The sequence below is a fragment of the Geodermatophilus poikilotrophus genome, assembly GCF_900111455.1.
GTDB lineage: Bacteria > Actinomycetota > Actinomycetes > Mycobacteriales > Geodermatophilaceae > Geodermatophilus > Geodermatophilus poikilotrophus.
Window position 1 is genome coordinate 290,567 of record NZ_FOIE01000008.1, and the last position, 12,951, is coordinate 303,517.

The following is a 12,951-nucleotide window of genomic DNA, read 5'->3' on the forward strand; positions in this document are numbered from 1 at the left end:
TCACGACAGCAGCGCAGCGGCCGCTCGCACCTCGCCGACCACGCCGTCCCCACCGGGGACCGGTGTCAGCGACCAGGCGGCCAGCTGCTCGGCCGGGACGCCGAGGCGCAGCAGCCCGGCGCACAGCGCGGGCGTGCGCCCGCGGTCGCCGCCGTCGTCGAGCTTCAGCGCGACCGCGCCACGACCCGGCAGGGCGGCGACGTGCACGCCGTCGGCCCCGCCCTTGACCAGCAGGCCGTCGACGGCGCGCATGAGGTCGGTGTCCTCCCGGCCGGTGCCCGCCACGAACCAGGGGTGCGCCCGCATCGCGTCGGCGACCGCCCGGCCGGGCGCGCCGGCCGCGGCCTCGACCAGCGAGGACACCCCCCGGGCCAGGCCCGTCAGCGGCAGCCCGTGCTGCGGGGCGCCGCAGCCGTCGACGACGACCGCCGCCACCGGCGTGCCCGCCGCCTCGCCGAGCCGGGCCTCGATCGCCTGCTGCAGCGGGTGCTCGGGCTCGAGGTACCCCTCCGTGGGCCAGCCGGCGGCGACGCAGGCAGAGAGCATCGCCGCGTGCTTGCCCGAGCAGTTCATCGCCAGTCGCTCCGGCGCCCGGCCGGCGGTCAGCCAGGCGGCGCGGGTGGCCTCGTGGGAGGGCAGCGCCGGCGGGCAGCCGAGGTCGTCGGGCGAGAGACCCGCGGCCGCGAGCACGCCGGCGACCAGCTCACGGTGGCCGTCCTCGCCGGAGTGCGAGCCGGCGCCGATGGCCAGCTCCTCCCCCGAGCGCGGTGTCCAGCCGGCGGCCAGCAGCGCGGTCGCCTGCACCGGCTTGTTCGCCGACCGCGGCAGCACCGGCCGCTCGACGTCCCCCACCGCGGACAGCACCCCGCCGTCCGGGCCGACGACGACCAGCGAGCCGCGGTGCACCGATTCGAGGAAGCCCGAGCGCTCCACCTCCACCAGCACCGGGTTGTCCGGCCAGGTGAGGTGCTGGAGCCGGCCCCGCTGCAGGGCCCCGCCGCGAGCCCGCGAGTGGCGGGGGGCAGCGGGGTCCGTCAACGGCCCTCGTCGGCGAGCAGCGCGGCGACGTCGGCCTCGCCGTTGCGGTACCGGCGGCCCAACTCGGCGGCCAGCCCGTCCATGACCTGCTGCACACCGCGGCGCCGCTCGGACAGCGACGCCTCGGCGGCGGCCAGCGCGCGGGCGGCCCGCTCCAGCTCGGCGTCGGACAGCTGGGGGACCGCGGACAGGTCGACCCCCGGGGTCAGCGAGTTGACCCAGCTCTCGTACTCCTCGGGCGCCGCCGGCTGCACGGTCTGGTGCCGGCCGAGACCGTGGGCCGGGCCCCGGCCCTTCTCCGCGAGGATCTCCGGCAGCAGGTCGACCAGCGAGCGGCCGTCGTGCTCGGCGCGGCGCTGCAGCTCGCGGCGCACGATGTCCAGCCGGCCCTGCAGCAGCCGCCGGGTGTAGGAGAGGTTGACCTCCTCCTGCTCGGCCTGGCGGCGGAGCCGGCGGACGTCGGCCATCGGCCGCTGCACTGCGGCCTCGAGGAAGCCGGGGTCGAGCAGCGCGTCGACGGCGGCGCCGCCGGCGCGGATCGGTTCGGGGGTCACGAGCGGGCCTCTCCGGTGGGTCGAGCGGTCACCGGGGGATGGTCCCAGACCGGACGGCCCGGACCCGGTCACGCGCCGCAGCGACCGTGTCGTCGAGGGTGACCGGGGCGTCGTCGGGGTCGATCGCGGCGCGGGCGCCGGCCACGGTGAGCTCCGCGTCCATCGCGACCGACTGCTTCACCAGCGCCAGCGCCACGACGCCGAGCTCGTGGTGGCGGACGACGGAGCCGACCCGGCCGACGTCGCGCGTGCCGAGCTGCACCGGCGTCCCGGCCTCGGGGAGCTGCTCGGCCAGCCCGTCGAGGTGCAGCAGCACCAGCCGCCGCGGCGGGCGGCCCAGGTTGTGCACCCGGGCCACGGTCTCCTGGCCGCGGTAGCAGCCCTTGGCCAGGTGGACGGCGCTGGTCAGCCAGCCGGTCTCGTTGGGGATGGTGCGGTGGTCGGTGTCGACGCCCAGGCGCGGGCGGCGGGCCTCGACCCGCAGCGCCTCGTAGGCGTCCACCCCGGCGGGAACGGCGCCGGCGACCAGCAGCGCGTCGGCGCGGGCGGCCAGCTCGCCGCGCGGCACCAGCAGGTCGACGACGGGGGCGCCGTCCCCGATCGGGGGCATCCGGCGCACCCACCCGCCGCCGTCGAGGGCGAGCACCGCGTAGGGCGCGGCGGGGACGGGCAGGCCGGCGGCGGCGAGCACCGCATCGCCACGCGGGCCGACCAGGGACAGCAGCGCCCACCCGTCGGTCACGAGCGCCGGCTCGACGCGGAGCATGAACCGCATCCGCTCCAGGTACGTCTGCAGCGCCGCGCCGGTGCCCGGCTCGACGTCGACCCAGGTGGTGCCGGCGAGCTCGGCGAGGACCAGGTGGTGCTCGACGTGCCCGTTCGGGGAGAGCTCGAGGGCCTCCGCGCCGGCGCCGTCGTCGAGCTGCTCGAGGTGCTGGGTCAGCAGGCTGTGCAGCCAGGTCAGCCGATCGGCACCGGGGACGCCGAGCACGTCGCGGTCGCTGCGGTCGACCAGGCCGGCGCCCTCGGCGAGCTCGCGCTGCTCGCGGAGCGGGCTGCCGTAGTGCGCCGGGACGGACCCGTCCTCCACGGGGACGGCACCGGGGCGCGACAGCAGCGGGCTGGGGGTGGACATCAGGACTCCGATCCGGCTCGTTCGCGGCACGCGCGGCACGTCCCCGACAGCGCGACGTGCCCCACGTCCAGCTGGAAACCGAGATCGGCCGCCAGACGTTCCGCGGCGCCGTCGAGCAGTGCCGGGTCGACCGAGGAGATCTCCCCGCAGCCGGCGCACACCACGTGCAGGTGCGGGTGCTCCGCGGCGTGGTAGACCGGCGCACCCTTGCCGAGGTGGGTGTGCCACACCAGCCGGAGCCGCTCGAGCAGTTCGAGGTTGCGGTAGACCGTCGAGGTGTCCGGCGCCGCGCCGTCCGGGCCGGCCTCCTCGCGCAGCCGGGTGGCGATCTCCTCGGGGGTGGCGTGCTCGAGCGCCGCGACCGCGGCGAGCACCCGCTGGCGCTGGGTGGTCAGCCGCAGCCCACGGGCGCGCAGGCGCTCGGCCAGCGGCTGGTCACCCGTCGGCGGGGCGTCGGAGGGTGGGTGCGGAGCGGGCACGCCGTCGAGCCTATGCCCGGGCCAGAGCGCCCAGATCGGTCAGCAGGTCGGCGTAGCCGGTCCCCGGGACGCCGTCCACGCTGAGCCCCGGCCGCCCGGTGACGCCGTCGATCGCGCCGGCCGCGGTGGCGGCCGCGAGCACCCGGGCGTCGACCCCCGGGGCGAGCAGCGCGGCGAGGACGTCCCGGTGCCCGGGGGCGAGCCGGGCGAGGCCGGCGACCAGCCCGGCGCAGCCCCAGTTGGAGGTCCCGGCGACGACGAGGGCGTCGACGGGCACCCGGCAGGCGATCCGGTCGCCGTGCGCGATGCACGCGGCGACGACGTCGGCGGGCACGTTGCCCATGCCGATCTCGTTGCCGCCGTCGCCCACCGCCCCGGTGACCAGGCCCGGCAGGGCGAACGCCGCGTGCAGCGGGGCGGTGGAGCCGGTGACGTCGACGCCGCGCATCGTCAGCACCCGCCCGTCCGCAGTCGGCCCCAGCCGCTCCACCGCGACCAGGTGCGAGAGGCCGAGCCCGGCCACCCGCGCCCGGACCTGCCCCTCGTCCGCGGACACCGGCAGCACCTCCGGCCGCCCGGCGCCGAGCACCGCCAGGCAGGCGGCGGTCACCTGCGCGCACGGCTCGTCGGTGAGCACCACCGGCTCGGCGCCGAGCACGGTCAGCGCGGCGGCCAGGACGGCGGTGCCGACCGGCCCGTCGGTCTCGGCCGCCGGGGTGGGCGCCCAGGCGATGTGCACGCCGGTGACCAGGCCGACGCGGCTGCCGGCGCGACCGGCGGCGGCGAGCTCCCCGGCCAGCCGGGCGAACTGCCCGGGGACGGCGGCGGCCAGCCCGGTGACGTCGCGGGCGCCGGGGCGCAGCAGCAGCCGCCCGACGTCCGCGAGCGCCTCGTCCACCGAACCGGGGCTCACGCCACCGGCGGGCGGGCCTCCGCGAGCACCCGCTGCAGCGAGGTCAGGTACCGGTCGGGCACCGAGTGGTCGCCGCGCGGCGGCAGGAAGCCCTCGACGGTGGCGCCGGTGACCGCAGCGAACGACGCGGCCTCGGCCCCCAGCGCCCGGACGACGGCGTGGTCGCCCCAGGCGGTGCTCCGCGCCAGGTGGGCCATCGCGGCGGCGCTCTCGGCCCGCTCCCCCACGCAGTCGAACGGCTTCTCCGTGGCCCACAGCCGCCGGAAGCCGTCGGCCAGCGAGGGGTCGGCCAGCGGGTCGCCGCCGAACATCGCGCGGGCCTCCTCCGGGGTGAGGAAGACCGCGAAGCACAGGAAGGTGAACAGGCACTTGTCGCAGTGCAGGCACCAGCGCTGCGTGGCCTCCCCGCCCATGTGCGCCTGCGTGTAACTGCGGTTGCAGCTGAGGATCTCGCCGCGCAGGTCCGGCAGGTCGGCCACCGCGGCGACCGTCGCCAGCTCCGAGAGCTGCCGGGTCAGGCTGAAGTAGCCGACGCCCACCTCCGCCGCGGCGGCGGCGAACAGCCGCTCGAACTCGTAGGACTTCGAGTACTGGTGGTTCACCCGCGCGCCGTTGACCGTCAGCGTCTCCTCGTCGGCGGAGCGCTCGTTGGCGAAGACCACCGGGTCGAACCCGCCGAGGACGGCGACCAGCGTGGAGATCGCCGAGTTGATCGCGGTGACCGGCACGTGCCCGTTCAGCCCCCCGGCCCGCGTGCGCTCGGCCAGCAGCGGGTCCAGCCGCCGGCGGACGCCGATCAGCGGGACGCCGGCGGCGCGGGTCACGTCGCGCTGGGCGTCGGTCGGGTTGACCGCCAGCGCGGTGGCCGGGGTGACGACGACTAGCGCGAGCGCGGAGTCCTTGCCGCCGCCGACCGGCAGCAGCGCCTCGTGCCCGCCGCCCTCCACCGGCGCCGGGAGGTCGTCGGTCAGCTCGAGGTCGAAGGCGACCTCGTGCGGCACCGGCAGCCGGTTGACCGCCGCGAACTCACCGAGCCCGTGCGTGTACGCGGCCTCCGCGACGGCGGCCTGGGACTTGGTCACCGGCCGCTCGACGACGACCCGGCCGGGCGCGCGCAGCTTGTAGTAGCTGGTGCCCATGACCAGGTGCACCAGGTCCAGGGCTGCGTCCACCCGCGCGGGGTCGGCTCCGGCGACCAGGCCCGGGTCCAGGGTGAGGCGCTCGGTGAACTCGTCACCGGCCAGCCGGTAGGTGAAGGCGGCCTCGCCGGTGGTGGGGTCCAGCGAGCGGCCGGCGACGACGAAGGCGTCCTGCTCAGACACGCGACGCTCCGGCGTCGAGGAGGATCTGCTCATAGGTCCGTGCCAACTCCTCGTAGTTGCGGAAGCGGTTGTAGCTGGGCGCGCCCGGGGAGAGCAGCACCAGGCCGCCCGGGCGGGCGGTGCGCAGCGCCTCGGCGACGGCGTCGGCCAGGGAGCCGGTCTCGGTGACCGGCGCGTCGACCCCCGCGGCGGCCGCGGCGGCGCGCAGGTCGGCGGCGAAGCGGGCGCCGGTGTCCGGGATCGTCAGCACCTGCACCGTCCCGCCGCGGGCGACGACCGCCGCGGCGAGGTCGGTGTAGTCCAGCCCGCGGTCCTGCCCCCCGGCGATCAGCGTGACCTGCTGCCCGGCGAAGGCGTCGATGGCGGCGCGCACCGACACCGGGGTGGTGCTCAGCGCGTCGTCGACGAACGTGACGCCGTTCCGCGTGGCCACCGGGGAGAGCCGGTGCGGCAGCGCCCGGAAGCCGGCGACGGCGGCGCGGACGGCGTCGGCCGCCCCGTCGAGGTCGGCACCCATCCGGACGCAGGCGGCCAGCGCGACGTGCAGGTTGGCGACGTTGTGCACGCCCGAGAGGCGCTCGAGCGGGAAGCCCGCCAGCCGCGCCTCGGGGACGACGTCGGCCGGGTCGACCAGCACCGCCGGGTCGAGGTGCTGCTCGGCGACCGGGCGGGCCTGCGCGCTGACGACCACCGAGCCGGGCCCGCAGCCGGCGAAGACGTGCAGCTTGTCGCGGTAGTAGGTCCCGACGTCGCCGTGCCAGTCCAGGTGCTCGGGGGCCAGCGAGGTCACCGCGCCCCACCCGGACCAGCCCTCGACCGCGGCCGCCTGGTAGCTGGACACCTCGACCACCAGCGGGCGGGTGGGGGATGGACTCGTGACGGCGTCGTCGAGCAGGACGTCGAGCAGCGGGGTGCCGATGTTGCCGGCGTGCACGGCCGGCCGGCCGGCCGCGGTGAGGACGACGGCGGCCAGCGCGCTGGTCGTGCTCTTGCCCTTGGTGCCGGTGACGCAGAGCGTCGGGACGTCGCGGGCGGCGAACTCGGCCAGGGCCACGCCGGTGCCGGAGGTGAGGGTGGTCCGGGCGGCCAGCGCGCGGGCGTCCTCGCGGTAGGGGCTGATGCCCGGCGAGCGGAACACCACGTCGCAACCGGCGAGCGCGGCGACGTCCGCGCCGGCCCGCACACCCGGCGGCAGGTCCGTCGGGGGGACGACGTCGACGACCACGACCTCCGCCGCCCCGGCGGTCAGCGCGGCGCGCACCGCGGCGCGTCCCTCGCGCCCGTGACCCCAGACGCCGACCCGGCGCCCGGCCAGCTCGGCGAGCCTCACCGGCCGTTCCCGGACGGCCGTGCAGCGCGGTGGGTCACGGCGCCCACTGTACGGAGCAGGGGCCCGCCGGACGGTGCCCGCGGCGGGTCGCCGGTAGGCTCCCGGGACAGGTGCGCCGGGAAGTCTGGTCGGCAACGTCCTCGCCGACCCCGTCTCCTGGAGTTGCTCGTGCCGTCCACCTCCACCGCCCGTCTCTTCGGCCGGGGCTCCTGGGCCGAGACCAGCCGGATCGCCGACATCCTGCGCAAGGAGACCGTCGGCGGGGCGCTGCTGCTCGTCGCTGCAGCGGTCGCGCTGGTGTGGGCCAACTCGCCGTGGGGCGGGGCCTACGAGACGCTGCGTGACACCCGCGTCGGGCCGGCGTCCCTGCACCTCGACCTGACCCTGGGGACCTGGGCGGCCGACGGGCTGCTGGCGGTCTTCTTCTTCGTCGCCGGTCTGGAGCTCAAGCGGGAGTTCGTCGCCGGCGACCTGCGGGAGCCACGCCGCGCCGCGCTGCCGATCGCCGCGGCAGTCGGCGGCATGGCCGCGCCCGCCCTGCTGTTCGTGCTGTTCAACCTCGGCCGGGACGACGACGCGCTGCGCGGCTGGGCCATCCCCTCGGCCACCGACATCGCCTTCGCCCTCGCCGTCCTCGCGGTGATCAGCACGCACCTGCCGGCGGCGCTGCGCACCTTCCTGCTGACCCTCGCGGTCGTCGACGACCTGCTCGCGATCGTGGTGATCGCGGTCTTCTACACCGACGACTTCTCCGCCGGGTCCCTGCTGCTGTCGCTGGTCCCGCTGGCGGTCTTCACCGTCCTCGTGCAGCGGCGCGTCCGCTCGTGGTGGCTGCTGCTGCCGCTGGCCGCGCTCACCTGGGTGCTCGTGCACGAGTCCGGTGTCCACGCCACGGTCGCGGGGGTGCTGCTCGGCTTCGCCGTGCCGGTGGTGCGCAGCGCGGCCGCGGGCGGCCCGGAGGCCGGTCCTGGCCTCGCGGAGCACTTCGAGCACCGGTTCCGGCCGATCTCGGCCGGTGTCGCCGTCCCGGTGTTCGCCTTCTTCTCGGCCGGTGTCGCCGTCGGCGGGCTCTCGGGTCTCACCGAGTCGGTGACCGACAGCGTCGCCGTCGGCATCACCGCCGGGCTGGTCGTCGGCAAGGCGATCGGCATCACCGGGGCCACCTGGCTGGTCTCGCGCTTCACCCGGGCCGAACTCGACGAGGCCCTCGGCTGGCCCGACGTCGTCGGCCTGTCGCTGCTCGGGGGGATCGGGTTCACCGTCTCCCTGCTCATCACGGAGCTGGCCTTCGGCCTGGGGACGCCGACCTACGACCACGCGAAGGTCGGCATCCTGTCCGGCACCCTGCTGGCCGCACTGCTGGCGACCGTCGTGCTGCGGCTGCGCAACCGCCGCTACAAGCGCATCCACGAGGACGAGCGGGCCGACGTCGACCGGGACGGCATCCCGGACGTGTACCAGCGCGAGACGGTGGACGACCGCGCCGACCACCGGCCGGACCGGGACGGAGCACCCCCACCCGGGCGCGCTCCCGGCGGTTCCGCCGAGGGCTGAAAAAGCGCGTTGCCGACCTCCCGGGAGCGACGTACCGTCGAGGTACACGAGAGAGGAGGTGGTCCGTAACTTGCATGCTTATCGGACTCGTGAGGTGGCTGTCCGCTAGCCGCCGTCCAGATGGGCCGCCCGTTCAGACGACAGTTTGAGCGACGGCAGATCGCCCGTCCGTCGTACGGCGGCGAGCGAGAACCGGACAGTCACCCGACCCCCGGGCCGCCGGCATTTGTCCAGCCGGCCCGCGTGCTGCTCCCCTCCTCGGAGGGCCGGGCGCCGCGGAGCAGCCCGGGGGTTGTCCGTTCTCCGGGGAGGGTCAGCGCTGACGACCGGCCGCCCCGTCGGGACCGACGTCTCCCCCGGCGCCTGGGTCGCTGCGGCCCTCCGGCGCGACCGCTCCGTCGCGTCCCTCGTGCCCCCGGTCTTCCAGGCCTACGCCCGCGTGCTGCACCCCGCCGTGCGCTACGCCGGGGACGACGACGTCGACGTCCGCTGGGACGAGGTCGCGGCCTACAACGGCACCACCGCGCACCGGCTGATGCAGTGGCCGGCGATCACCGGCTCGTGGGAGTACGTCGGCGAGGAGGACCAGCCCGACGTCTGGAACGACAGCCCCGCCGAGGGCCACCTCCCCGCGCACGTCGCCGCCGCCCTGGGCGCACTGCTCGCCGGGTGGACGACCACGCCGCAGGAGTGCTGGTTCGGCTGGTGCGACGACGCCGCCACCGACCGGCCGCACCTGACGCTGCCCACCTGCGACCTGCTGGTGCGCAGCGGTCCGATCACGCTGGCCGCGGCCAACTTCGCCCCCGAGCCGCAGGAGCAGAGCGCGGCCGTGTGGTGGCCCGCCGACCGCGCCTGGTTCGTGGCCACCGACCCCACCCTGATGAGCACCTACGTCGGCGGGCCGGCCGGCGCGGTCGACGCCCTCCTCGGCTCCCCGCTCGAGGTGCACCCCGCCGCCCCGGACGACCCGGTCGGCCACGACACCGACCCGCTCAACCCGCCCCCGACCCGGTTCTAGAGGACGGCGAGTTCCGCGGCCAGGTCGTCGAGGCCGAGCGAGCCCTGCGACAGCGCGGCCATGTGCCAGGCCCGGCGGTCGAACGCGGCGCCGCGGGCCCGCTGCGCGGCCGCCCGGCCCTGCAGCCAGGCGCGCTCCCCGAGCTTGTAGCTGATCGCCTGCCCCGGCAGGCCGAGGTAGCGGACCAGCTCGCTGTCGAGGAAGGCCGGCGTCGCACCGCTGTGCTCGCCGAGGAAGGCGCGGGCCAGCTCCGGCGTCCACGGCCGGCCACGGTGCTCGGCCAGGGCGCCGTCGGCGTCGTCCGGGACGGGCAGTCCGAGGTGCACGCCGATGTCGATGACCACCCGGACCGCGCGCAGCTGCTGGGCGTCGAGGAAGCCCAGCCGCGTGCCGGGATCGGGGAAGTGACCGAGCTCGTCCATGAGGCGCTCGGCGTAGAGCGCCCAGCCCTCGACGTTCGCGCCGACCGAGCCCAACGAGGTCTGGTACGTCGACAGCTGCCCGGAGACGTACGCCCACTGGCCCAGCTGCAGGTGGTGGCCCGGGACGCCCTCGTGGTACCAGATCGAGGTCAGGTCCCAGAGCGGGAACCGCTCCCGGCTCAGGGTGGGCAGCCAGGTGCGGCCCGGTCGGGAGAAGTCCTGCGCGGGCCGCGTGTAGTACGGCGCGGCGGCGCTGCCGGGCGGCGCGATCATCGCCTCGACGCGGCGGACCGGCTCGGCGAGGTCGAAGTGCACGCCGTCCAGCGCCTCGATCGCGTCGTCCATCATCGCCTGGAGCCGCTCCCGGATGGCCTCGACGCCGTCGACCGCGGGACCGTGCACGTCCAGCCAGCGCATCGCCTCCATCGGCGTCCCGCCGGGCACCACGCGCTCGGCCTCGGCCCGCTGCTCGGCGAGGATCCGCCGGTGCTCGGCCCAGCCCCACGCGTAGGCCTCCTCCAGCCCGTCCCCGGCGCCGAGGTCCGAGCCGGTCCAGCGGCGGGCGGCCAGCGCGTAGCGGTCGCGGCCGACGGCGTCCGGCGTCCCCTCCGTCTGCGGCAGGTAGACGTCGCGGAGGAAGTCCCGCACCTCGGCGACCGCGCCGTCGGCGGCCTGCGCGGCGGCGTCCAGCTCACCGCGGAGCGACTCCGGGCCGCCCGCGGCGAACCCGCCGAAGAAGGGCCCGGCCAGCCACTCGCCGAGCTGCGCCACGACCGTCGACACCTGGCGCGGCGCCACGAGCAGACCGCGCCGGGCACCCTCCTCCAGCGAGGCGCGGAACCCGCGGTAGGCCTCGGGGACGCGCGCCATCCGGCGGGCGACGACGGCCCAGTCGTCCTCGGACGCCGTCGGCATGAGCAGGAAGACCTGGCGGATCGAGTGCACCGGGCTGAACAGGTTCGACAGCGCCCGCAGCCCCTCCCCGACCTCGTGGACGTCCAGCTCGGCGCCCAGCCGCTCGCGCAGCAGCCGGGCGCAGCGCCGCTCGACCGGGTCGCCGTCCAGGGCGGGGTCGGCGGCCAGCACGCCGTCGAGCTCGGCGAGGGTGGTGCGGGCCAGCTGCGCCTCGGCCTCCAACCCGGCGGGGCCGGGATCAGGCAGCCGGTCGTCGCCGGGGCGGGTGCCCAGCGAGGTCGCGACGATCGGGTCGAGGTCGCACACGGCGTCGACGTAGCGGTCGGCGACCTGCCTCGGGGTGCTGCTCACCGCAGGCGCTCCAGCCGGGCCGACATGGTGGGCCGCAGCGGCTCGTCGCCGGCGGCACGGTCGATGGCGTACATGAGCGCCCCCTCGACGATGCCGTAGAGCCGCACCGCGCGGGACACCTCGGGGGCGTCCGGCGTCCGGGCGAGGACGTCGGTGGTCAGCTCCCAGCTGGTCGTCGTCCGGGCCCGGCCGACGTAGAGCTCGACCAGCCCGTCGGGGCTGGTGACCAGCAGCTCGACGTCGTCCCCGCCGCGGGGACGCCAGAAGCCGGACTCGCGGACGGCGGGCCCGACGACCGCACCGTCGTCGGTGAGCCGCCAGGTGCGCGAGTCGTAGGCCAGGAAGCCGCGGCCGTCGTGGCTGAACCGGATCCACTGGCCGAAGCGGTGGTCGCCCCCGGCCCCGGCGGCCTGTCCCTCGCCGTGCCACTCGCCGAGCAGCGGCAGGACGGCGAGCAGCTCCTCGGACACCTCCGGGCCGGAGCGGACGTCGACGGTGTCGGCGACCGGCAGCTCGGTGGCACCGCTGACGGACTCGCTCACGAGACCTCCTCGCCGGCGCTCGTCGGCCGCGTTCGCGGCGCTGCTGTGCTCATGGACGAGCTCGCGGGCTCGCTCATCTGCGCACCTCCCGCGGGCGGCGGGCGAGCCGGGCGGCGCCGTACCCGCAGCCGAGCGCCGCGAGCGACGTGAGGGCGACGAGGACCCAGGCAGAGACCATGCGCTCCACCGTAGGGCCGCCTGGTGACGCGCTGGGACGGCCCCGTCCAGGGCACCGTCCTGAGCCCGGTGACGGGTTGGACCGGCCACCCTGCAGGGTCCCGCCCGCGAGCTGGGCGAGTGGTGGGGAGCAGGGTGGTCCCTCCTCAGGCGGTCGCCGGCACCGCGGCGGCCGTCGCCGCGACCACCTCGTCCCAAAGGGTGGCGGTGAGCCCGAAGGTGGCCGTCGTGGCCGATGCGTCGATGACGTAGGGCCGGTCGAACTGGTGCCGGATGTCGACCACCTCGCGCATCACCGGCGAGACCAGCGCGACGGCACGCAGCACCGGCCACGGGACGGCGCGCACCCGGGCCGGCGGGCCGCCGACCGCCGCGGCCAGGTCGGTCAGCGCCTGCCGCTGCGAGCGCGGGGGTGCGCTGGGCACGTGCCAGGCCCGGCCCGGTGCCCGCTCGTCGGTCCCCAGGGTCACCAGCGTCGCCGCGACGTCGGGCAGGTACGCCCAGCTGCGGGGGACGTCGGGGTCGCCGACCACCCACGCGGTCCGGCCCCGGCGCAGGGCGGGGAGCTGCCGGACCAGGTGCGAGTGGGCGGCGGGCACCTGGGGACCGACGAAGTCCGCGGCGCGCGCCTCGGTCACCCGCACCCGGCCGGCCTCGTGTGCGGCCAGCGCCTCCCGCCACATCGCGACCCGGATCCTCCCCTTGAGGTCGGTCGCGGCCAGCGGGCTGTCGGGTGCCATCGGACCGGTCGGGCTCCCGTAGCCGTAGAGGTTGCCCATGGTGACCAGGACCGCGCCGGTCCGCTCGGCGGCGGCGAGGAGCGCGGCGGCCACCGGCGGCCAGTCGGTCGCCCAGCGGTGGTACGCGGGGTTGACGGGGTTGTACAGCGCATCGGCGCCCCGCGCCGCGGCGGCGAGGGCGCCGGCGTCGGCGGCGTCCACCCGCCGGTGCTCGACGGCGTCGGTCGACGTCCCGCCGCTGCGGGAGAGCACCCGGACCCGGTGCCCACGACCGGCGAGCAGGTCGGCGGTGGTCGTCCCGACCGGGCCCTTGCCGACGACGACGTGCAGTGCCATGGCTCCTCCTCGGCTCCCTGTCCAGGAGCGCGGCTCCCGGTTGCGGACGACGCTGGCAGCTGCGCCGGTCACCGTCAAGAGCACTGCTCTCGGTTGCGTACACCGCTCTCGCAGCCGATCAT

The 12,951-nt window shown here is 76.6% G+C and carries 12 protein-coding genes; 2 read left to right on the forward strand and 10 right to left on the reverse strand.

The annotated features are described in order from the left end of the window. The 7 genes from BMW27_RS19000 to murD are packed head-to-tail and all read right to left on the reverse strand — an operon-like array spanning position 1 to position 6,771. Complete coding sequence (locus BMW27_RS19000) at positions 1 to 1,038, reverse strand: asparaginase (RefSeq protein ID WP_245743708.1); 1,038 nt, start codon at positions 1,036 to 1,038, stop codon at positions 1 to 3. After that, positions 1,035 to 1,592, reverse strand: coding sequence for an RsiG family protein (locus BMW27_RS19005; RefSeq protein WP_091446878.1), 558 nt, complete (start codon positions 1,590 to 1,592; stop codon positions 1,035 to 1,037). The genes BMW27_RS19000 and BMW27_RS19005 overlap by 4 nt, the downstream gene beginning before the upstream one ends. 28 nt (positions 1,593 to 1,620) lie before the next feature. After that, positions 1,621 to 2,727: a CAF17-like 4Fe-4S cluster assembly/insertion protein YgfZ gene (gene ygfZ, locus BMW27_RS19010; protein ID WP_091446881.1), complete on the reverse strand. Its 1,107-nt coding sequence runs from the start codon at positions 2,725 to 2,727 to the stop codon at positions 1,621 to 1,623. Continuing rightward, on the reverse strand, positions 2,727 to 3,206 hold the full coding sequence (locus BMW27_RS19015; protein ID WP_091446882.1) for a Fur family transcriptional regulator: 480 nt from the start codon (positions 3,204 to 3,206) through the stop codon (positions 2,727 to 2,729). The genes ygfZ and BMW27_RS19015 overlap by 1 nt, the downstream gene beginning before the upstream one ends. 10 nt (positions 3,207 to 3,216) lie before the next feature. After that, on the reverse strand, positions 3,217 to 4,119 hold the full coding sequence (locus BMW27_RS19020; RefSeq protein WP_175486566.1) for a glutamate cyclase domain-containing protein: 903 nt from the start codon (positions 4,117 to 4,119) through the stop codon (positions 3,217 to 3,219). Next, entirely contained in the window at positions 4,116 to 5,441 is a 1,326-nt protein-coding gene (locus BMW27_RS23525; RefSeq protein ID WP_175486567.1) for a MurL-like N-terminal domain-containing, read from the reverse strand. Before BMW27_RS23525 ends, BMW27_RS19020 begins: the two co-directional genes overlap by 4 nt. Then, complete coding sequence (murD, locus tag BMW27_RS19025; protein ID WP_175486568.1) at positions 5,434 to 6,771, reverse strand: UDP-N-acetylmuramoyl-L-alanine--D-glutamate ligase; 1,338 nt, start codon at positions 6,769 to 6,771, stop codon at positions 5,434 to 5,436. The genes BMW27_RS23525 and murD overlap by 8 nt, the downstream gene beginning before the upstream one ends. A gap of 168 nt (positions 6,772 to 6,939) precedes the next feature. On the opposite strand from murD, the gene nhaA reads away from it, so the two are divergent. After that, positions 6,940 to 8,325, forward strand: a complete 1,386-nt coding sequence (nhaA, locus tag BMW27_RS19030; RefSeq protein WP_175486569.1) for a Na+/H+ antiporter NhaA — start codon at positions 6,940 to 6,942, stop codon at positions 8,323 to 8,325. 409 nt (positions 8,326 to 8,734) lie between these two features. After that, complete coding sequence (locus tag BMW27_RS19035; RefSeq protein ID WP_139206939.1) at positions 8,735 to 9,346, forward strand: hypothetical protein; 612 nt, start codon at positions 8,735 to 8,737, stop codon at positions 9,344 to 9,346. On the opposite strand, the gene BMW27_RS19040 is transcribed toward BMW27_RS19035, so the two are convergent. From BMW27_RS19040 to BMW27_RS19050, 3 genes are all read right to left on the reverse strand, one after another. After that, on the reverse strand, positions 9,343 to 11,034 hold the full coding sequence (locus tag BMW27_RS19040) for a DUF885 domain-containing protein (RefSeq protein ID WP_091446899.1): 1,692 nt from the start codon (positions 11,032 to 11,034) through the stop codon (positions 9,343 to 9,345). The two genes, BMW27_RS19035 and BMW27_RS19040, sit on opposite strands and share 4 nt — an antisense overlap. Further along, positions 11,031 to 11,576 carry a heme-binding beta-barrel domain-containing protein gene (locus tag BMW27_RS19045; RefSeq protein WP_091446902.1) on the reverse strand — a complete coding sequence of 182 codons (546 nt, stop codon included), beginning with the start codon at positions 11,574 to 11,576 and terminating at the stop codon, positions 11,031 to 11,033. The genes BMW27_RS19040 and BMW27_RS19045 overlap by 4 nt, the downstream gene beginning before the upstream one ends. Before the next feature lie 323 nt (positions 11,577 to 11,899). Beyond that, entirely contained in the window at positions 11,900 to 12,829 is a 930-nt protein-coding gene (locus BMW27_RS19050) for an NAD-dependent epimerase/dehydratase family protein (protein WP_091446906.1), read from the reverse strand. Positions 12,830 to 12,951 lie beyond the last annotated feature (122 nt).

Bases quoted from the DNA above. Each gene is read 5' to 3' on its own strand.
- ygfZ (WP_091446881.1), bottom strand. From the start codon at position 2,727: ATGTCCACCCCCAGCCCGCTGCTGTCGCGCCCCGGTGCCGTCCCCGTG.
- BMW27_RS19050 (WP_091446906.1), bottom strand. From the start codon at position 12,829: ATGGCACTGCACGTCGTCGTCGGCAAGGGCCCGGTCGGGACGACCACC.